This window comes from Kluyvera sp. NPDC087067 (assembly GCF_044745165.1).
Lineage (GTDB): Bacteria > Pseudomonadota > Gammaproteobacteria > Enterobacterales > Enterobacteriaceae > Kluyvera.
Map to the genome: position 1 here is coordinate 231,883 of NZ_JBIUZS010000007.1, position 20,249 is coordinate 252,131.

Here is a 20,249-nt window from a genome sequence, read left to right on the forward strand (position 1 = left end):
TATGTCGCAGGCTGCGCTGAATACGTCCAACCGTGAAGATGATGAGTATGAATCTTCACGGCGCAATAATGGAACACGTCTGGCGGGGATTATCTTCCTGCTAGCAGTGTTGTGTACCGTGTTTGTTAGCGGCTGGATAGTGCTGGGTTGGATGGAAGATGCGCAACGTTTGCCTATCTCAAAACTGGTGGTGACAGGCGATCGTCACTACACGCGTAACGATGATATCCGCCAGAACATCCTGGCGCTGGGCTCGCCCGGCACCTTTATGACCCAGGACGTCAACATCGTCCAGAGTCAGATTGAACGCCTGCCGTGGATTAAACAGGCAAGCGTAAGAAAACAGTGGCCGGACGAATTGAAGATTCATCTGGTTGAATATGTGCCCATTGCGCGTTGGAATGATCAACACATGGTGGATGCCGAAGGCACGGCCTTTAGCGTCCCCGCCAGTCGTACCAATAAGCAGAATTTGCCGATGCTCTATGGCCCCGAAGGTAGCGCAAGCGAAGTCTTGCAGGGGTATCACGACATGGGCGCGGTGCTCGCGAAAGGGAAGTTCACGTTGAAGGTTGCGGCGATGACCGCGCGCCGTTCGTGGCAGTTGACGCTTGATAACGGTATCAAGCTGAATCTGGGACGGGGCGATACGATGAAGCGGCTGGCGCGTTTTATAGAACTGTATCCGGTTCTTCAGCAGCAGGCGCAAACAGAGGGTAATCGGATTAGCTATGTTGATTTACGTTACGACTCGGGGGCGGCAGTAGGCTGGGAACCTGCTCCTGCGGCGGACACTAATCAACAACAGAATCAGGCACAGGCAGAATAACAATGATCAAGGCGACGGACAGAAAACTGGTAGTTGGACTGGAGATCGGCACCGCCAAGGTGGCCGCTTTAGTAGGGGAAGTTCTGCCCGACGGAGTGATTAATATCATTGGGGTTGGCAGTTGCCCATCCCGAGGTATGGATAAAGGCGGAGTGAACGACCTTGAGTCGGTAGTGAAATGCGTACAGCGCGCTATCGATCAGGCCGAGCTGATGGCGGATTGCCAGATCTCTTCTGTGTATCTGGCGCTTTCCGGTAAGCACATTAGCTGTCAAAATGAGATTGGGATGGTGCCAATCTCTGAAGAAGAGGTCACGCTGGAAGATGTCGAAAACGTGGTGCATACGGCGAAATCTGTTCGAGTCCGTGATGAGCACCGTGTTTTGCACGTTATCCCGCAGGAATACGCGATTGATTACCAGGAAGGGATCAAAAATCCGGTCGGTTTGTCCGGTGTGCGTATGCAGGCCAAGGTACATTTGATCACCTGCCACAACGATATGGCAAAAAACATTGTCAAAGCGGTTGAACGTTGTGGTATGAAGGTGGATCAGCTGATTTTCGCAGGCCTGGCGTCCAGTTATTCCGTGTTGACGGAAGATGAACGTGAGCTGGGCGTCTGTGTGGTTGATATCGGTGGCGGTACAATGGATATCGCTGTCTATACCGGCGGCGCGCTGCGCCACACTAAGGTTATCCCGTATGCCGGGAACGTGGTGACGAGCGATATCGCTTACGCCTTCGGTACGCCACCGAGCGATGCCGAGGCTATCAAGGTGCGCCACGGCTGCGCCTTAGGCTCCATTGTGGGCAAAGATGAGAGCGTTGAAGTGCCGAGCGTAGGTGGACGTCCACCGCGCAGCCTGCAGCGTCAGACATTGGCAGAGGTCATTGAGCCGCGTTACACCGAGCTTTTGAACCTCGTCAACGAAGAGATTTTACAGTTACAAGAGCAGCTTCGTCAGCAAGGGGTAAAACACCACCTGGCGGCGGGGATTGTGTTGACCGGCGGTGCGGCGCAGATTGAAGGGTTAGCTGCCTGCGCACAGCGCGTGTTCCATACGCAGGTTCGTATTGGCGCGCCGCTGAATATCACCGGTCTGACGGACTATGCTCAGGAGCCGTATTATTCAACGGCCGTGGGCCTGCTGCACTACGGGAAAGAGTCCCATTTAAGTGGTGAAGCAGAAGTAGAAAAGCGCGTAACCGCATCGGTCGGATCATGGATCAAACGACTGAATAGCTGGTTACGAAAAGAGTTTTAAATTTTAAAGAGACCGACGACAGTTAACGGTCTCAGGCGACAGGCACAAAACGGAGAGAAACTATGTTTGAACCTATGGAACTGACCAACGACGCGGTGATTAAAGTCATCGGCGTCGGTGGCGGCGGCGGTAACGCTGTTGAACACATGGTGCGTGAGCGCATCGAAGGTGTTGAGTTTTTTGCAGTCAACACCGATGCGCAGGCACTGCGTAAAACGGCGGTTGGCCAGACTATCCAGATTGGTAACGGTATTACCAAAGGTCTGGGCGCAGGGGCTAACCCGGAAGTCGGTCGTAATGCGGCTGACGAAGACCGCGATGCACTGCGCGCGGCGTTAGAAGGTGCAGACATGGTCTTCATCGCAGCAGGCATGGGCGGCGGTACCGGTACGGGTGCGGCGCCAGTGGTTGCTGAAGTAGCCAAAGATTTAGGTATTCTGACCGTTGCTGTCGTGACCAAGCCTTTCAACTTTGAAGGCAAGAAGCGTATGGCGTTCGCGGAGCAGGGTATCACCGAGCTGTCCAAGCACGTGGATTCACTGATCACCATTCCTAACGACAAGCTGCTGAAAGTGCTGGGTCGTGGGATCTCCCTGCTTGACGCGTTCGGCGCGGCAAACGACGTGCTGAAAGGCGCGGTGCAGGGTATCGCTGAGCTGATTACCCGTCCGGGCCTGATGAACGTCGACTTTGCCGACGTGCGTACCGTTATGTCCGAAATGGGCTATGCGATGATGGGTTCTGGTATTGCGAGCGGTGAAGATCGCGCGGAAGAAGCGGCTGAAATGGCTATCTCTTCTCCACTGCTGGAAGATATCGACCTGTCCGGCGCGCGTGGCGTTCTGGTCAACATCACTGCGGGCTTCGACCTGCGTCTTGATGAGTTCGAAACCGTGGGTAACACCATCCGTGCCTTTGCATCGGATAACGCGACCGTGGTTATCGGTACTTCTCTTGACCCGGATATGAACGACGAACTGCGCGTAACCGTCGTGGCGACCGGTATTGGTATGGACAAACGTCCAGAGATTACCCTGGTCACCAACAAGCAGCAGACGCAGCAACCGGTGCTGGATCGTTATCAGCAACACGGTATGGCACCGCTGACGCAAGAACAGAAACCGGCAGCAAAAGTGGTTAACGACAATACGCCGCAGACCGCTAAAGAACCGGATTACCTGGATATCCCTGCGTTCCTGCGCAAGCAAGCTGATTAAGAATTAGCTGGAATTTGGGAATCTGCGCTCTTTGTGCTAAACTGGCCCACCGAATGTATAGTACACTTCGGTTGGATAGTTAATTTGGCGAGATTATACGATGATCAAACAAAGGACACTTAAACGTATCGTTCAGGCGACTGGCGTCGGTTTACACACCGGCAAAAAGGTCACACTGACGCTACGCCCTGCGCCGGCAAATACCGGGGTCATCTATCGTCGCACCGACTTGAATCCACCGGTAGATTTTCCGGCTGATGCCAAATCTGTGCGTGATACAATGCTCTGTACTTGCCTTGTCAACGAGCATGACGTGCGGATCTCTACCGTAGAGCACCTCAACGCCGCTCTGGCGGGTCTGGGTATCGACAACATCGTTATTGAAGTCGATGCTCCGGAAATCCCGATTATGGACGGGAGTGCTGCGCCATTCGTTTATCTGCTGATGGACGCTGGCATTGATGAGCTGAACTGCGCGAAGAAATTCCTTCGTATCAAAGACACCGTTCGTGTTGAAGATGGCGATAAATGGGCTGAATTCAAACCGTACAATGGTTTTTCGTTGGACTTTACCATCGACTTTAACCATCCGGCGATTGATGCAAGCACCCAGCGTTATGCGATGAACTTCTCCGCAGACGCCTTTATGCGCCAGATCAGCCGTGCACGTACCTTCGGCTTTATGCGTGATATCGAATATCTGCAGTCCCGCGGCCTGTGCCTGGGCGGCAGCTTCGATTGTGCCATCGTTGTTGACGATTATCGCGTATTGAACGAAGACGGCCTGCGTTTTGAAGATGAATTCGTTCGTCACAAAATGCTGGATGCTATCGGTGACTTGTTCATGTGTGGTCACAACATTATTGGTGCATTTACCGCGTTTAAATCCGGTCATGCGCTGAATAACAAACTTCTTCAGGCAGTCCTCGCAAAACAGGAAGCCTGGGAATATGTGACCTTCGAAGACGACGCAGAACTGCCGCTGGCGTTCAAAGCACCGACAATGGTTCTGGCATAAGCCCGACCATCGCGTAAATTCGACTGGCAACCTGGCACTCTCTCCGGTCAGGGAACCAGTCGTTTTTTCTTTTTGTTCCTGTAAATCCCCATTTCGGTCATTTGTCTTTTATAAAGGCAACCCATCTGTGCAACCGCTGCTTTCTTAACCATTTTTCACCGATGAATTCGTCATTCCTGCTGATGTAGTGGCACATTAATGGTAATATCTGAGCGCAAAAATAAAATAATGACAGCAAATTGAAGGTGGAACATTACGTGAGTGGAATGCTGACGCGCTGGCGACAGTTTGGTAGACGCTACTTCTGGCCACATCTCCTTTTGGGGATGGTTGCTGCTGGATTTGGCTTGCCTGCACTTGCGAATAATACCGAGCCCTCTCCTCCAGCTCGCGCGACGACCAGCAATCATAGCCCGTCGCAAAAAATTGATTTTACTCAGCTCGCACGGCTGGAAAATAACCGTCGTCCTTCCTTTAACGTCGATTACTGGCACCAGCATGCCATTCGCACGGTTATCCGCCATCTCTCTTTTGCCATGGTGCCGACGACGCTGCCGGTTGCGGAAAGCGCTTCGCCGTTGCAGGCGCAGCATCTGGCGCTACTTGATTCGCTGAATGCGTTACTGAACGTAGAAAGCCAGCCGCCGGTTATTCTGACGCAGGCTGCGGTTTTACCTGTTTCATCCCCTTCTGCTTTTAGCATCCCCGCCTGGGTAAGTCAGGTGCAAGGGATCCGCGCCGGACCGCAACGCCTCGTCTGAAAATAACCGTTTTATTCTTTTATTTTTCTGACTCCGAAATGTCGGGGCGTTTGAGATTTTATTATGTTAATCAAATTATTGACCAAAGTTTTTGGCAGTCGTAATGACCGTACCCTGCGCCGTATGCGCAAAGCCGTTGCCGTGATCAACGCCATGGAACCGGAGATGGAAAAACTCTCCGATGATGAGCTGAAAGCGAAAACCAACGAATTCCGCGCGCGCATCGCAAAAGGGGAAAGCGTTGAGAGCTTGATCCCTGAAGCATTTGCTGTGGTGCGTGAAGCCAGTAAGCGCGTATTCGGTATGCGTCACTTCGACGTCCAGCTGCTGGGCGGTATGGTGCTGAATGATCGCTGCATCGCGGAAATGCGTACCGGTGAAGGTAAAACTCTGACCGCAACGCTGCCAGCCTACCTGAATGCGCTGTCTGGCAAGGGCGTGCACGTGGTGACCGTCAACGACTATCTGGCACAGCGTGACGCCGAAAATAACCGCCCGCTGTTCGAGTTCCTCGGCATGAGCGTCGGTATCAACATGTCTGGCCTGCCAGCTCCCGCTAAGCGTGAAGCTTACAACGCTGATATTACCTACGGCACTAACAACGAATACGGTTTTGACTACCTGCGTGACAACATGGCGTTCAGCCCTGAAGAACGCGTACAGCGTAAACTGCACTATGCGCTGGTGGATGAAGTTGACTCCATCTTGATCGATGAAGCGCGTACGCCACTTATCATTTCCGGCCCGGCTGAAGACAGCTCGGAAATGTATAAGAAAATGAACAAAATCATCCCTCACCTGGTGCGCCAGGAGAAGGAAGACTCCGACACGTTCCAGGGCGAAGGTCACTTCTCCGTGGACGAAAAAGCGCGCCAGGTAAACCTGACCGAACGTGGTCTGGTACTGATTGAAGAGCTGCTGGTTAAAGAAGGCATCATGGAAGAAGGGGAGTCACTGTACTCGCCATCTAACATCATGATGATGCACCACGTGACCGCCGCGCTGCGTGCCCACGTGCTGTTTACCCGTGATGTGGACTACATCGTCAAAGACGGTGAGGTCATTATCGTCGATGAGCACACCGGTCGTACCATGCAGGGTCGTCGCTGGTCTGATGGTCTGCACCAGGCCGTCGAAGCGAAAGAAGGCGTGGAAATTCAGAACGAAAACCAGACGCTGGCATCCATCACCTTCCAGAACTACTTCCGTCTGTACGAGAAACTGGCCGGTATGACCGGTACGGCAGATACCGAGGCGTTCGAATTCAGCTCCATCTACAAACTCGATACCGTGGTTGTGCCAACCAACCGCCCAATGATCCGTAAAGATATGCCGGATCTGGTCTATATGACCGAAGCGGAAAAAATTCAGGCGATCATCGAAGATATCCGTGAGCGTACCGCGAAGGGCCAGCCGGTGCTGGTTGGTACGATTTCTATCGAGAAATCTGAAGTCGTTTCTAACGAGCTGGTGAAAGCCGGGATTAAGCACAACGTCCTGAACGCCAAGTTCCACTCCAGCGAAGCAGACATTGTTGCGCAAGCGGGCTATCCGGCCGCTGTGACCATCGCCACCAACATGGCCGGTCGTGGTACTGATATTATGCTTGGTGGTAGCTGGCAGGCTGAAGTTGCCGCGCTTGAAGATCCAACGCCTGAGCAAATTGAGAAGATCAAAGCTGACTGGCAGGTTCGCCACGATGCGGTTCTGGCTGCCGGTGGTTTACACATCATTGGTACCGAGCGTCACGAATCTCGCCGTATCGATAACCAGCTGCGCGGTCGTTCCGGTCGTCAGGGCGATGCGGGTTCTTCCCGTTTCTATCTGTCTATGGAAGATGCGCTGATGCGTATTTTTGCCTCTGACCGTGTGTCTGGCATGATGCGTAAACTGGGTATGAAGCCAGGTGAAGCCATTGAGCACCCGTGGGTTACTAAAGCGATTGCCAACGCTCAGCGTAAAGTGGAAAGCCGCAACTTTGATATCCGTAAGCAGCTGCTGGAATACGATGATGTGGCAAACGACCAGCGTCGCGCGATTTACAGCCAGCGTAACGAACTGCTCGATGTGTCTGACGTTAGCGAAACCATCAACAGCATCCGCGAGGATGTCTTTAAAGCGACCATTGACGCGCATATTCCTCCTCAGTCACTGGAAGAAATGTGGGATATTCCAGGCTTGCAAGAACGCCTGAAAAACGACTTCGACCTGGAGTTGCCAATCTCCGAGTGGCTGGATAAAGAGCCTGAGCTGCACGAAGAGACGCTGCGTGAGCGTATCCTGGAAAACGCCGTCGAGGTGTATAAGCGTAAAGAAGAAGTGGTGGGCACCGAAATGATGCGCCACTTTGAAAAAGGCGTGATGCTGCAGACCCTCGACTCCCTGTGGAAAGAGCACCTGGCAGCGATGGACTACCTGCGTCAGGGTATCCACCTGCGTGGTTATGCGCAGAAAGATCCAAAGCAAGAGTACAAGCGTGAATCCTTCGCTATGTTCGCTTCTATGCTGGAATCACTGAAGTATGAAGTGATCAGTACGCTGAGCAAAGTTCAGGTACGTATGCCAGAAGAAGTTGAAGAAATGGAACAGCAGCGTCGTGAAGAAGCCGAACGTCTGGCGCAGATGCAGCAGTTAAGCCATCAGAGCGACGATGAACTTGTTGCGCAGGATCTGGCAGAACAAACCGGTGAACGCAAAGTGGGGCGTAACGATCCGTGCCCATGTGGTTCTGGTAAAAAATACAAACAGTGCCATGGCCGTCTTAGCTAAGGGCAAATAAGAAATCAAAAGGCGCAGAGAACTGCGCCTTTTTTATGGGTAAAACACTATGAAAATACTGCAAATATCCGTTGGCATCATTCGTAACAAACAGGGCGAAATCTATATCACCCAGCGTGCTGCCGATGCGCATATGGCGCATAAGTGGGAATTCCCTGGCGGTAAAATTGAAGCGGGCGAGTCGCCTGAACAGGCTGTGATCCGGGAACTGCAAGAAGAGGTCGGGATTACGGTCACTTCGCTGCAACCGTTCGATAAACTGGAGTATCAATTTCCGGATCGGCAGATTACGCTTTGGTTCTGGTTGGTTGACGGCTGGGAAGGGGAGCCGTGGGGCAAAGAGGGACAACCGGGGCGCTGGGTTGCGCAACGGGAGTTAGTTGCCGAGGAGTTTCCACCGGCGAATGCACCGGTGATTGAAAAACTTATTCAGGGGTGAGATTGGTGCCGTTCCCGGCGTCGCTGCGCTCGGCCGGGCTACCGTTTGGTGTAGGCCGGATAAGGCGGAGCCGCCATCCGGCAATGTGCTCGGGTACGCCGATAGCGCGTAGCTTATCAGGCCCACAGGTTTCAATACCCACAGTATCTACAATTCGGCACCGTTGTAGGCCGGATAAGGCGAAGCCGCCATCCGGCAATGTGCTCGGTTATGCCTGATGGCGCGTAGCTTATCAGGCCTACAGGCTTCAATACCCACAGTATCCACGATTCGGCACCGTTGTAGGCCGGATAAGGCAAAGCCGCCATCCGGCAATATGCTCGGTTATGCCTGATGGCGCGTAGCTTATCAGGCCTACAGGTTATCAATACCCACAGTATCTACGATTCGGCACCGTTGTAGGCCGGATAAGGCGGAGCCGCCATCCGGCAATGTGCTCGGTTATGCCTGATGGCGCGTAGCTTATCAGGCCCACAGGTTTCAATACCCACAGTATCTACAATTCGGCACCGTTGTAGGCCGGATAAGGCGAAGCCGCCATCCGGCAGTATGCGCGAAGTCGCGCTTGCGCCGAGCCAGCGGACACGCCAGGTTACTGCTGCTCTTCACTCCAGCCATCGCTGTCGGAGAGATCGCTGCTGCTTGGGATGCGTTTTTCTTCCGCCGCCCATTCACCAAGATCGATAAGCTGGCAGCGCTTAGAGCAGAACGGGCGAAATGGGCTTTGCTCGTTCCAGACTACGGGTTTATTGCAGGTTGGGCAGTTTACTGTCATGACGTCAGACATCATTTCTCCTTAGCAGCACGCCAGTTCAAAATCCAGACGTTCAGGTACTACGCCATTTTCGCTATCCAGTGGCATAAAACGAATGGCGAAGCGGCTCTTGTGCCCTGAAATCTGCGGGTACAGCTGTGATACCAGATCCAGCTTCAAGCGGAGAAGATCCGCATCATCGCCGTTGTCCTGATAAAAGCCATTCAGACTAGTTTGTTTACGGAAGTGGGCGGAGTTACGAACCAGATCCAGAATCAGCGTGAGCGCCTGATTGAGTGGCTGTAAGCTTTCCAGCCATGACTCCACCAGCGCATCGCGTTGATTCTGTTTTGAATGCAGCCAGACGTGAAGGGTCGGTAAATCGAAGCTACAGCAGCCGCCGGGAATACTCAGACGCTGACGGACGAGCGCAATGAGCCGGTCTTCACGCAGAAATTGCCCAATACGCGGCGCTGCCATCAGAATGCTGCTGCTGTTTTTTAGCTGTTTGCGCAATGCATCAATACGAGCAAGATCAACACCTTCAACCTCGCTCCAGGCATTGAGTTTACGTTGTTGACGTTCCAGTTCTTTAAGGAGTTCAGTGCGGATATCCCCGCGCTCGAACACATCCAGTAAATCCCCTAGATTGCGAAAAAAATGCAGTGCGCTGGCGTGATCCCTGATGGGTAAATTGGCATTCAATTGCCCATTCAGAAATTCAATACGCAGCCAGGTACGCATTTTTTCATTTAAAGGGTGTTCAAAAAGGATGTGGGTGTGCATTACGATTTTTCCTGTGATACAGCCTGCGACGCGAGTTTTAGATAAAGCGCGTGCAGGCGAGCGACATCCGATGCAATGGCATCTGGTGTGCCGTTGTTATTAATAACGTCATCAGCCACGGCCAGACGCTCTTCACGCGTAGCCTGGGCTGCAAGAATGTTTTCCGCATGCTCCCGTGACACCTGGTCACGCTGCATGGTTCGGTGAAGTTGAGTGTCGCGCGAGACATCGACAACCAGCACACGATCGGCCCGCTGATAGAGTTTGTTTTCTACCAATAAGGGAACCACCCAGAGTACATAAGGTGATGTGGCTTGCGCGAACTGGCGTTGAGTTTCCTGTTGAATCAAAGGGTGCAGGAGGGCGTTTAACCAGCTTTTATCCTCAGGATGGGCAAAAACACGTTCGCGTAAAGCCCGACGGTTAAGCGCGCCTTCTGAGGTTAACATCTGCGGACCAAAATATTCTGCTATTGCAGCCAGCGCTGGCGTGCCGGGTTCAACCACCTGGCGGGCGAGAATATCTGCATCAATAACGTAAATACCCAGGCGAAAAAACGCATCTGCGACCGTACTTTTACCGCTACCGATGCCGCCTGTTAACGCTACTGTATAAGTCATACCGCTTAGCCCTGGAATTTTAGTATGAAAATCATCTGGTTAAAAAAATAACAACCTGCAACACGTCGTTTGATCTGCACGGTACTATTCGCCAGGTAAATTTATGGGATTGTAGCGTAAAAAAAGTGAAAATCGCAGTCTTGCGAAGCCCTGATTAGTGCGTATGATTGCATTACTGGAGTTGTGCTCTCAATTTAATTGCCATTAACCCCAGGAATCCGCACATGCGTATCGAAGAAGATCTGAAGTTAGGTTTCAAAGACGTCCTTATCCGCCCTAAGCGTTCTACCCTTAAAAGCCGTTCCGATGTTGAGCTGGAGCGCGAGTTCACCTTTAAACATTCAGGACAAAGCTGGTCTGGCGTACCGATTATCGCGGCGAACATGGACTCCGTGGGCACCTTCGCAATGGCAAAAGTCCTGTCCTCTTTCGGCATTCTGACCGCCGTACACAAACACTACACCGTTGAAGAGTGGAAAGCGTTTGTGCAGTCAGAATCCCTCGATGTGCTTAAGCATGTCATGGTTTCAACCGGCACTTCTGACACTGATTTCGAAAAAACGCAGCAGATCCTTAAGCTTAACCCCGCTTTGACCTTTGTGTGTATTGACGTGGCTAATGGTTACTCCGAACATTTTGTTCAGTTTGTCGCGAAAGCGCGCGAAGCATGGCCGACCAAAACCATCTGCGCGGGTAACGTGGTAACCGGTGAAATGTGTGAAGAGCTTATTCTTTCCGGTGCCGATATCGTGAAGGTGGGGATTGGCCCTGGTTCCGTGTGTACTACCCGCGTGAAAACCGGCGTCGGTTATCCGCAGCTCTCTGCGGTTATCGAATGCGCAGATGCTGCCCATGGCCTGGGTGGTCAGATTGTCAGTGATGGCGGCTGCACCATGCCGGGCGACGTGGCGAAAGCCTTCGGCGGCGGCGCTGATTTCGTGATGCTCGGCGGTATGCTGGCAGGTCACGATGAAAGCGGCGGTAAAGTGGTGGAAGAAAATGGCGAAAAATTCATGCTGTTTTACGGCATGAGCTCCGAGTCGGCAATGAACCGTCACGTTGGCGGCGTTGCGCAGTATCGTGCCGCAGAAGGTAAAACCGTTAAGCTGCCATTGCGTGGGCCGGTTGAGCATACCGCGCGCGATATTCTGGGCGGCCTGCGTTCTGCGTGTACCTACGTCGGGGCATCCCGTTTGAAAGAGCTGACTAAACGCACCACCTTTATCCGGGTACAGGAACAAGAGAACCGCGTGTTCAACAGCCTGTAAGCCTGGAACTATGCTGGCGCGCTTTGCGCCAGCGTTATCCCATCCCGCTAATCGCATCCCCCAGATGAAAAATGGGCAGATACATTGCCACGACCAGCGTCCCAATAATCACTCCCGTCACCACCAGCAGCGCAGGCTCTAAGAGCGATGTCAGGTTCTCCGCCAGATGTTGTGTACGCTCATTGTGATGCCGCGCCAGATTGTCCAGCATGTCATCCAGTGCCCCCGATGCCTCGCCGGTTCTTACAAGCTGTAAACACAGCGGTGTGAATGCCTGACTGTTCTCCATGGCTTTCCAGATGGCGCTGCCCTGAGCTATCTCTTGATGAAGCTGGCTGATAATGTCGCGCCACCACGGACAGGTCAGCGTCTCTTCAACGCTTTCCAGCCCCTGCAGGAAAGCGATACCCGCGCGCTGGGTTAGCGCCAGCACGGTAAAGATTTGGCTCAGCATTTGCCCGCGCGCGAGCTTTCCCATCACCGGTAACGCCAGCAGTATTTGCTGACGAGCGCGCAGCCACGGGGGATGTTTTTTTAACAAAACGTTCAGAATGATCGCCAGCAGAGGTACACCCGATAGGGGAATAAACCACCGCTCGATAAATGACGCGGTTGCCATGACTGCAAGCGTCAGAGTAGGAAGCGGAGTGTTGAAGGTACGGTAGATAGCCGTAAATTCAGGCAGCACAAAGCCGGTCATGGCGATTACCACCAGCACCGCCAGCGATAAAATAATCAGCGGATAACGCAGTGCTTTTTTGACCTTTGCCGCGAGCTGAAGCTGTGCCTTCTGCTGGCGCGCAAGTTCAATACAGCAGTGCTCCAGCCTGCCGGTCATTTCACCGGTGCGAATCATAGACAGATAGAGCGGTGGAAATGCCTGCGGCCATTGTGCTAACCCTTCTGATAGCGAGGTGCCCTGTGCCAGCCAGTTGGCAAGCGTTGCGAGTAATGCGCGCCATTGGGCAATTGGGTGCTGCTGTGCCAGAAGCATCAGACTGTCGGATAACGTCAGTCCAGCCTGCAACAGCGTGGCTAGCTGACTTATCACCACACAACTGTGCTGCGCTCGCCATAATGACGGATTAACGTGTTGACGCTTTAACCTGATAACGGTGATGTGGCGCTGTTGTAGCTCAAACACAACCGCAGGCCGGTGGCTGGCCCAGACAGCGCCGCTGAGTTCATCACCGCTGCTGCTCAGCCCGCGCCAGTGCCATAGTTTTTCACTCATCTTGCGGGATACCCAGTACGCGCAGAAGCTCTTCACCCGTGGTGGCGCCTTGTTCCACCGCCAGACAGCCGTTTTCAAATAGCGTAGACATACCGGATTGTCTTGCCTGTTGCATCAGCTGCGCCGGGGGAGCGCCATGGGCTATTGCCTCACGAAGCGCGGGCGTAAGCGGCAGGACTTCAAAGAGAGCGAGACGGCCCTGATAACCGTGGAAGCAGTGCTGGCAACCCGGTGCGCGCCAGTGCGGTAGCGGCCGAGGCCAGAGCTTTTGCGGAAGGGGAAATTCGCCCGCGACCTTCTGGCGGCAGTGTGGGCAAAGTTTACGAACCAGACGTTGTGCGACAACCATTAACAACGCCGAGGAGACCATCCAGCGAGCAACGCCCATTTGCTCCAGACGCACCAGTGTTTCCACGGTTGAGTTTGTGTGCAGGGTAGAGAGTACCAGGTGGCCGGTTTGCGCCGCTTTTATGGCAATCTCAGCCGTTTCGCCATCGCGGATCTCGCCAATCATCACAATATCTGGATCCTGCCTTAGCAGTGAGCGCAGCACGTTCTGAAAGGTTAATCCTGCTTTAAGACTTACCTGCGTCTGATTAAGCCCCTCAAGCGGAATTTCTATGGGGTCCTCCACGCTACAGATATTGATGTCACTGCGGTTGCGGCTTTGTAGCGCACTGTAAAGCGTGACGGTTTTTCCGCTGCCGGTGGGCCCGGTGACCAGAATTAATCCTTGGGGTTGGTTTAATGCCGACTGTAACTGTGCCAGCGGCTCCGGTGACATGCCAAGCTGTTTAAGATCCAGGGCCTGTTCGACTTTATGCAGCAGACGCAACACCACTTTCTCGCCGTAACGGCAGGGGAGCGTGGCTATCCGAAACGAAAGCGAATTGTTGGCAATCTTGACCGTGAACTGTCCATCCTGCGGGAGTCTACGTTCCGCGATGTCCAGCCCGCCGAGTACTTTGAGTCGAGCAATCACGGGAGCCATCAGCGCTAACGAGATAACCGGAAGCGCATGCAGAACGCCGTCAACCCGTAAGCGTACCCGGAGATGATGTTCGGTGGGCTCGAAATGGATATCGGAAGCCCGCTGTATCAGAGCCTGCGTAAGTAGCGTATTCAGCAGATCCACCGCATTGTCACGTTCCTCGGCGCGAACGGGTGAGATCATGCGGGCGTTTTGTTGCAGGTGTTGGTCCATCCGCGCCTGATCCCAGCACTCAATATCGATGCGTTTTTGTGTCGCAAAGCGCAAAGAGTCCATCAGTTCGCTCGGTGGAGAACCGACCACGGCGATACTGAGTTCCTCTGTTCCGTTTTCCAGCAAAACCGCGCGATGACGTTGGCAGAGAGTGAGCAACTGATCATGTTTCATTTTCAGCTCCTGGGTTTACTGGCCGTCAAAACGAAAAACATCTTCACAGGCTTGCTCAAGCGCACTGTCATTTTGAATGTCGCAGGTGCGTTGCCAGCCGGTTATGCCGTTAGCGTTATCCCATCCGGGGACTAGGGTGACGGCGAGCCCGTTAAGGCTTTCCTGGCCCGTGAGCGTGACGGTGCCTTTGGCAATACTCATGCCTGATACATAGCGGGTCGTTGTCGGGGAAGGAATGCCATTGCTGCCCGCATTGCAGTTATCCACGCCGCCGCGGTCGAGTGCGCACAGCTCGATGGCCGTTCGATAAGGGACAAAGGTTTGCAGCATGTCGGTTAATGCCGCTTTACGTAGGTAGTTTTGGTAGGCCGGGATACCGATGGCGCTAAGAATGGCAATAATGCCAATAACCACCATCAGCTCAATAAGGGTGAAGCCGCGCTGTCTTTCCATTTTCTGCTCCTTGCTGAATCTGGTGCTACAGTGTCAGAGCTTAAAAAGCATCGCGAGCGGCAATAAAGGCTTCAGGAAGGCGGGTTCCAGCGTTTTAAATCAGGTTGCAGACGTGCAGGAAAAAATGGAACGGCGCTCGAAAAAATGCCCTCATCGTAGAGGGCATCAGAAGGGATTAACGAAAACGCATGGAGAGGTCGAGGGCGCGAATATGTTTAGTCAGCGCGCCGACGGAGATAAAATCGACGCCGGTTTCGGCAAATTCACGAATCGTATCGAAGGTCACATTCCCTGAGACTTCAAGCTGCGCACGGCCCTGGGTGATTTTCACCGCTTCGCGCATTTTCTCGGTATCAAAGTTATCGAGCATGATGATATCCGCACCGGCTTTAAGCGCTTCCTCCAGTTCTTTCAGGCTTTCCACTTCCACTTCTACCGGAACGTCCGGGTGCAGCCAGAAGGCCTTTTCTACTGCCTGACGTACCGAGCCGGAAGCAATAATATGGTTTTCTTTAATTAAAAACGCGTCAGAAAGTCCCAGGCGGTGGTTAGCGCCGCCACCGCACAGCACCGCATATTTGAGCGCGGTACGCAGGCCCGGCAGCGTTTTACGGGTATCCAGTAGCTGGGTATGGGTACCTTCAAGCAGGTTGACATATTTGCGCACTTCGCTGGCCACGCCCGAGAGCGTTTGCACGAAGTTTAGCGCGGTGCGTTCACCGGTCAGCAGAACACGTGAAGGACCATCGATTTCGAATAGCGGCTGTTCGGCGGTAACCGTATCGCCATCGGCAACATGCCAGGTGAGCTTAACGTCATCACCGGCGAGTTGAATAAAGACCTCTTCAACCCAACGTTTACCGCAGAATACGCCGTCCTCACGGGTGATCACCACCGCATGGGAATGGCTGTTTTCCGGTAAGAGCTGTGCGGTAATATCTTTATTGGCATCAACTTCGCCCCCTAAGTCTTCACGCAGCGCCTGGGCTACGGCATTGGGGATATCAAGATTGATACGCTCTAGCAGCGCGTCACGTCGATGGTCGGGGTTATAGCGGCGAGGCGGCATGATTAAGCTCCAAAATGGTAACTATGCGAAAGATTGAAACATGCTACCCTGAACCGAGTAGCATAACCACTCATAAGGAGATCCCTAATGCGCTTAGAGAAGGGCTGGCTGGTGGGCATTCGACAGGTGCCGTCGCCTCATCATGATAGCCGCCCGGAGGACGAAGCCCCTTCACTGTTGGTTGTGCATAATATTAGCCTGCCACCGGGGCAGTTTGGCGGCCCCTGGATAGACGCCCTGTTTACCGGGACCCTCGATCCTGATGCCGATCCTTTCTTTGCCGAGATTTCCCATCTGCGCGTGTCCGCTCATTGCCTGATCCGCCGGGATGGCGAAATTGTGCAGTATGTCCCTTTTGATAAGCGCGCATGGCATGCTGGCGTGTCGAATTACCAGGGGCGTGAGCGCTGCAATGATTTCTCGATTGGGATTGAACTGGAAGGCACGGATACGCTGGCTTATACCGATGCGCAGTATCAACAGTTGGCGGCCTTAACCCAACTCCTCATCACCGAATATCCGGCGATTGCCGATAACATTACCGGCCACTGTGATATTGCGCCAGTGCGCAAAACCGATCCCGGCCCGGCGTTTGACTGGAGCCGTTTCCGTGCGCTGGTCACCGCACGTCAAAATAAGGAGATGACATGACGCTGTTTACCACGCTTTTGGTTTTGTTTGCCGAGCGTCTATTTAAACTGGGCGAACATTGGCAGCTCGATCACCGCCTGGAAGCACTGTTCCGGCGGATTAAGCGCTACTCACTCGCCGGTACGCTGGTGATGACTTTTATCGTCATGGCTGTGGTAGGCATTGTTCAGCGGGCGCTGGAGGGGGTGCTGTTTAACGTCCCTTTACTGGTGTTCTGGATCCTGTTGGGGCTGCTTTGCATCGGTGCCGGGCGGGTACGTCTGCATTATCATGCCTACCTGAAAGCGGCTTCTCGTGATGACGTTCATGCGCGCGAGGCCATGGCGAGTGAGCTGACGATGATCCACGGTGTGCCGCCGGGCTGCGACCAGCGTGAATTCTTACGCGAACTGCAAAACGCCCTATTGTGGATTAACTATCGTTTTTATCTCGCGCCGCTGTTCTGGTTTGTGGTGGGCGGTTCGTGGGGGCCGGTTGCGTTAATCGGGTATGCCTTCCTGCGCGCATGGCAATCCTGGCTTGCACGTTATCAGACGCCGCATCAGCGTTTGCAGTCCGGGATTGATGCCATTTTGCACATCGTTGATTGGGTGCCGGTACGTCTGGTCGGCGTGGTGTATGCACTCATTGGTCATGGTGAGAGAGCGCTTCCCGCGTGGTTTGCATCGTTGGGCGATCGCCATTCATCTCAGTATCAGGTGCTGACAACGCTGGCGCAGTACTCACTGGCCCGCGAGCCGCATGTTGATAAAGTGGAAACGCCAAAGGCGGCGGTGTCGATGGCGAAGAAAACCTCTTATGCGGTAGTGGTGGTGATGGCGCTGCTGACTATTTACGGCACGCTGGTGTAAGACTGACGGCGACCCGGGGGCGGCGTGAACGCCTTGCCCGGGCTACCGATTGGAGTAGGCCGGATAAGGCGTAGCCGCCATCCGGCAATCTGTTTACAGTGTATCCGCCGGTGGAACGCCAAAATCCGGCATGCCATCTTCCCGCCAGCGCACCGTTTTCAGGCGAGTATGGCGATTCGGGTCATACAGCGGGTCGCCCTCAATTTCCGTGTAGTTCCTCGCGTGGTACACCAGCACATCCTCACCCTCTGGCGTTTGCGTAAAACTATTGTGCCCTGGGCCGTACTGACGGTTTTCATAGCTGGTGGAGAACACGGGCACAGGAGACTTATGCCAGTTTTCTGGTTTTAGCATATCGGCATCTTTATCAATCCACAGCAGCCCCATGCAGTAGTTTTCATCGGTGGCGCTGGCGGAATAACTGATAAACAGGCGGTTGCCGTGGGTAACAACGGCGGGGCCTTCGTTGACCAGAAAGCCGCGACATTCCCAGTCGAACTCCGGTTTGCTCAGCATCACCGGCTCGCCTTTTATGGTCCACGGATTTTCCAGCTCAGCCAGATAAATATTGGAATTACCGGCAATATCCGGGGATTTTTGCGCCCATAAATACCATTGTTTACCCTGATGATGGAACGTGGTGGCATCAAGGCAGAAAGTATCAAACGGCGTTTTTATCTGACCTTTTTCAACCCATGTCCCGCTTAGCGGGTCGGCGTCGCTGCACTCCAGCGCAAACATACGGTGCTGGAACATGCCCAAACTGTCGAATGCCTGCGTATGGGCGGCGGCGAAGTAGATATACCATTTTCCATCGATATGATGCAGTTCTGGAGCCCAAATCAGATTGCCCATTGGGCCACCGTCCGGTTTGCGCCAGACGACAACCGGCTGCGCATGACGCAGACCGTCGAGGTCTGCGGCGCGGCGGATCTCCAGCCGGTCATATTCCGGCACAGAAGCGATAAAGTAGTACTCTCCCTGATGGTGCAGGATAAAGGGATCGGCACGTTGCTCAATAAAAGGATTTGGCCAGTTCTTCATCAGACTTTCCTTGCGTGTTCAGTCGTGTGTAGCTCTTGCTGGTATTCATTCAGTTCGCGGTAGTTGATACGGCGTTTTTCCAGATCTTCCTGAATCTGTTTCATCAGTTTACGGTCGACTTTGAGTAGGCGAACGATCCCTGCGGTAATCAGGTAGCCTACGCCAGGAATGACCGTGAACAGCAGCATAATGCCATTGATGGTGGTCTCACTCTGCGCTTTTGCACCGGAGTCATAGCCGTACCAGGACAGCAGGAAGCCAACCATCGCGCCGGCAATCGCCAGCCCGAGTTTCAGGAAGAAAAGATTACCGGAGAAGCTTATCCCGGTAATGCGTTTGCCGGTTTTCCACTCGCCGTAGTCGTCGACGTCAGCCATCAGTGACCAGTGCAGCGGGGAAGGGATCTGGTGCAGAACGTTTAACAAGAAGTAGAGCACGACAATCAGCGTCGTGGCGTGCGGGTCGAAAAAGTAGAAAGCGATGGAGAAAATCGCCAGCGCGATATTAGTCCAGAAGAACACCTGCAATTTGCACCAGCGGTCGGTCAACACTTTCGCCAGCATACTGCCAATCATCATGCCTACGACGCCAAGGCTGATAAAGATCGTGGCGAAGTGGGTGCTTTCGCCCATTACCCACGTCACATAGTACATGGTGGCGGCCATGCGGATAAAGCCTGGGCAGACGTTGCACAATGTCAGCAGCAGGATGCGCACCCACTGGTCGTTTTTCCAGACGTCTTTTAAATCTTGCTTGAGCTCATCGTTGGTTTGTACTGCCGGGCGCACACGTTCGCGCACGGAAGAGAAGCAGAACAGGAACATGCACATGCCGATAAAGGCCAGCACGGTCATCGCCATCTGATAGCCTTTCGCTTTATCTTCGCCGCCGAACCAGTCGACCATCGGCAGCAGAGTCAGCGACAGCAGTAAGGTCGCAATCCCCACCAGCACAAAGCGGTAGGACTGGCAGGCGACGCGCTCTTTAGGATCGTTAGTAATGACGCTGCCCAGCGAGCAATAGGGAATGTTGATCGCCGTATAGGTGATAGAGAGCAGGAAATAGGTGACGAACGCATAGATAACTTTGCTGCTGTAGCTCCATTCCGGGGTGGTAAACATGAGCACGCTGAACAGGGCATAAGGGAACGCTATCCACAACAACCATGGACGAAAACGGCCATATTTGCTGCGCGTACGGTCGGCTAATGCGCCCATTATCGGGTCTGTCACCGCATCAATCACGCGGATAGAGAGCAGGAGGACACCGACTAACGCAGGCGCTAAACCAAAAATATCGGTGTAAAAATAGTTAACGAACAGCATGATAGCGCCGAAGATGATGTTACATCCCGCGTCGCCCATGCCATAGCCAATTTTTTCTTTAACTGACAGTTTACATGAGTTCATCGCCAGATCTCTCTTGAAATATATGGAGAAGATTATTGGCTGCGGAAAAGATAAATGCGTAGCAGGATAACGTTGTTGATATGGACAATATTGCTGCGCGCAGGAAAGTGTGAAGCCGGTAACATCAGGGAGGAAGGCCTCTGGGTATGGAGAGGCCAATGCATCATCCGGGGATGGTCGTAGGCCGGATAAGGCAGAGCCGCCATCCGGCATTGTGCGCGGTTATGCCTGATGGCGCGCAGCTTATCAGGCCTACAACTCATAGCTAGTAGGCCGGATAAGGCAAAGCCGCCATCCGGCATTGTGCGCGGTTATGCCTGATGGCGCGTAGCTTATCAGGCCTTGTATTATCCTTCCTGTGCAGAGAGGACCGGCCAGTTCTCCCTGCCAGCAGTCCGCATGCCGTATCAGGCCTTAGGTTCATA

The 20,249-nt window shown here is 53.5% G+C and carries 19 protein-coding genes; 10 read left to right on the forward strand and 9 right to left on the reverse strand.

All coding sequences use genetic code 11. The features are described 5' to 3' along the window. Position 1: 1 nt before the first annotated feature. The 7 genes from ftsQ (at position 2) to mutT (ending at position 8,307) form a co-directional block, all read left to right on the forward strand. A complete protein-coding gene (gene ftsQ / locus ACIPDS_RS18140; RefSeq protein WP_400738769.1) occupies positions 2 to 829 on the forward strand; it encodes a cell division protein FtsQ in 828 nt (275 codons plus the stop codon). Between the two features lie 2 nt (positions 830 to 831). After that, complete coding sequence (gene ftsA, locus ACIPDS_RS18145; protein WP_062771949.1) at positions 832 to 2,094, forward strand: cell division protein FtsA; 1,263 nt, start codon at positions 832 to 834, stop codon at positions 2,092 to 2,094. 62 nt (positions 2,095 to 2,156) lie between these two features. Next, positions 2,157 to 3,311, forward strand: a complete 1,155-nt coding sequence (gene ftsZ / locus ACIPDS_RS18150; RefSeq protein ID WP_166516328.1) for a cell division protein FtsZ — start codon at positions 2,157 to 2,159, stop codon at positions 3,309 to 3,311. Positions 3,312 to 3,411: 100 nt separating this feature from the next. Then, on the forward strand, positions 3,412 to 4,329 hold the full coding sequence (gene lpxC, locus ACIPDS_RS18155) for a UDP-3-O-acyl-N-acetylglucosamine deacetylase (protein WP_062771955.1): 918 nt from the start codon (positions 3,412 to 3,414) through the stop codon (positions 4,327 to 4,329). Between the two features lie 257 nt (positions 4,330 to 4,586). Further along, on the forward strand, positions 4,587 to 5,090 hold the full coding sequence (gene secM / locus ACIPDS_RS18160; RefSeq protein WP_400738773.1) for a secA translation cis-regulator SecM: 504 nt from the start codon (positions 4,587 to 4,589) through the stop codon (positions 5,088 to 5,090). A 63-nt stretch (positions 5,091 to 5,153) separates the two neighbouring features. Further along, complete coding sequence (gene secA, locus ACIPDS_RS18165; RefSeq protein WP_166516326.1) at positions 5,154 to 7,859, forward strand: preprotein translocase subunit SecA; 2,706 nt, start codon at positions 5,154 to 5,156, stop codon at positions 7,857 to 7,859. Positions 7,860 to 7,917: 58 nt separating this feature from the next. Then, a complete protein-coding gene (gene mutT, locus ACIPDS_RS18170) occupies positions 7,918 to 8,307 on the forward strand; it encodes an 8-oxo-dGTP diphosphatase MutT (RefSeq protein WP_400738775.1) in 390 nt (129 codons plus the stop codon). Positions 8,308 to 8,899: 592 nt separating this feature from the next. Here the strand turns inward: mutT and yacG are convergent. Genes yacG through coaE form a run of 3 tightly spaced genes read right to left on the reverse strand, consistent with a single transcriptional unit; the run spans position 8,900 to position 10,467 of the window. Continuing rightward, the gene (gene yacG, locus ACIPDS_RS18175) at positions 8,900 to 9,094 is read right to left on the reverse strand and encodes a DNA gyrase inhibitor YacG (protein WP_400738777.1); all 195 of its coding nucleotides are present in this window, start codon (positions 9,092 to 9,094) and stop codon (positions 8,900 to 8,902) included. Between the two features lie 9 nt (positions 9,095 to 9,103). After that, the gene (zapD, locus tag ACIPDS_RS18180; RefSeq protein WP_400738779.1) at positions 9,104 to 9,847 is read right to left on the reverse strand and encodes a cell division protein ZapD; all 744 of its coding nucleotides are present in this window, start codon (positions 9,845 to 9,847) and stop codon (positions 9,104 to 9,106) included. Continuing rightward, entirely contained in the window at positions 9,847 to 10,467 is a 621-nt protein-coding gene (gene coaE / locus ACIPDS_RS18185; RefSeq protein WP_166516322.1) for a dephospho-CoA kinase, read from the reverse strand. The genes zapD and coaE overlap by 1 nt, the downstream gene beginning before the upstream one ends. A 224-nt stretch (positions 10,468 to 10,691) precedes the next feature. Here coaE and ACIPDS_RS18190 point away from each other — a divergent pair, with 224 nt between their 5' ends. Next, on the forward strand, positions 10,692 to 11,735 hold the full coding sequence (locus ACIPDS_RS18190) for a GMP reductase (protein ID WP_166516321.1): 1,044 nt from the start codon (positions 10,692 to 10,694) through the stop codon (positions 11,733 to 11,735). Positions 11,736 to 11,769: 34 nt separating this feature from the next. Here the strand turns inward: ACIPDS_RS18190 and hofC are convergent, their stop codons facing one another. The 4 genes from hofC to nadC all read right to left on the reverse strand — a co-directional run bounded on the left by hofC (position 11,770) and on the right by nadC (position 15,869). Then, positions 11,770 to 12,969: a protein transport protein HofC gene (gene hofC / locus ACIPDS_RS18195; RefSeq protein ID WP_400738782.1), complete on the reverse strand. Its 1,200-nt coding sequence runs from the start codon at positions 12,967 to 12,969 to the stop codon at positions 11,770 to 11,772. Further along, positions 12,962 to 14,347: a type II secretion system protein GspE gene (gene gspE / locus ACIPDS_RS18200; protein ID WP_400738784.1), complete on the reverse strand. Its 1,386-nt coding sequence runs from the start codon at positions 14,345 to 14,347 to the stop codon at positions 12,962 to 12,964. The genes hofC and gspE overlap by 8 nt, the downstream gene beginning before the upstream one ends. A 15-nt stretch (positions 14,348 to 14,362) precedes the next feature. Next, positions 14,363 to 14,800: a prepilin peptidase-dependent pilin gene (gene ppdD, locus ACIPDS_RS18205; protein ID WP_400738786.1), complete on the reverse strand. Its 438-nt coding sequence runs from the start codon at positions 14,798 to 14,800 to the stop codon at positions 14,363 to 14,365. A gap of 175 nt (positions 14,801 to 14,975) precedes the next feature. After that, the gene (gene nadC / locus ACIPDS_RS18210; protein WP_400738788.1) at positions 14,976 to 15,869 is read right to left on the reverse strand and encodes a carboxylating nicotinate-nucleotide diphosphorylase; all 894 of its coding nucleotides are present in this window, start codon (positions 15,867 to 15,869) and stop codon (positions 14,976 to 14,978) included. 87 nt (positions 15,870 to 15,956) lie between these two features. Between nadC and ampD the strand changes: the two genes are divergently transcribed. Continuing rightward, positions 15,957 to 16,520: a 1,6-anhydro-N-acetylmuramyl-L-alanine amidase AmpD gene (ampD, locus tag ACIPDS_RS18215; protein WP_400738790.1), complete on the forward strand. Its 564-nt coding sequence runs from the start codon at positions 15,957 to 15,959 to the stop codon at positions 16,518 to 16,520. Next, positions 16,517 to 17,371 carry a beta-lactamase regulator AmpE gene (gene ampE, locus ACIPDS_RS18220; RefSeq protein WP_400738792.1) on the forward strand — a complete coding sequence of 285 codons (855 nt, stop codon included), beginning with the start codon at positions 16,517 to 16,519 and terminating at the stop codon, positions 17,369 to 17,371. The genes ampD and ampE overlap by 4 nt, the downstream gene beginning before the upstream one ends. 93 nt (positions 17,372 to 17,464) lie before the next feature. On the opposite strand, the gene ACIPDS_RS18225 is transcribed toward ampE, so the two are convergent. Both ACIPDS_RS18225 and ACIPDS_RS18230 read right to left on the reverse strand, forming a co-directional pair. Further along, positions 17,465 to 18,415 carry a family 43 glycosylhydrolase gene (locus ACIPDS_RS18225; RefSeq protein ID WP_400738794.1) on the reverse strand — a complete coding sequence of 317 codons (951 nt, stop codon included), beginning with the start codon at positions 18,413 to 18,415 and terminating at the stop codon, positions 17,465 to 17,467. Then, positions 18,415 to 19,824, reverse strand: a complete 1,410-nt coding sequence (locus tag ACIPDS_RS18230; RefSeq protein ID WP_400738796.1) for a glycoside-pentoside-hexuronide (GPH):cation symporter — start codon at positions 19,822 to 19,824, stop codon at positions 18,415 to 18,417. The genes ACIPDS_RS18225 and ACIPDS_RS18230 overlap by 1 nt, the downstream gene beginning before the upstream one ends. Between the last annotated feature and the right edge of the window lie 425 nt (positions 19,825 to 20,249).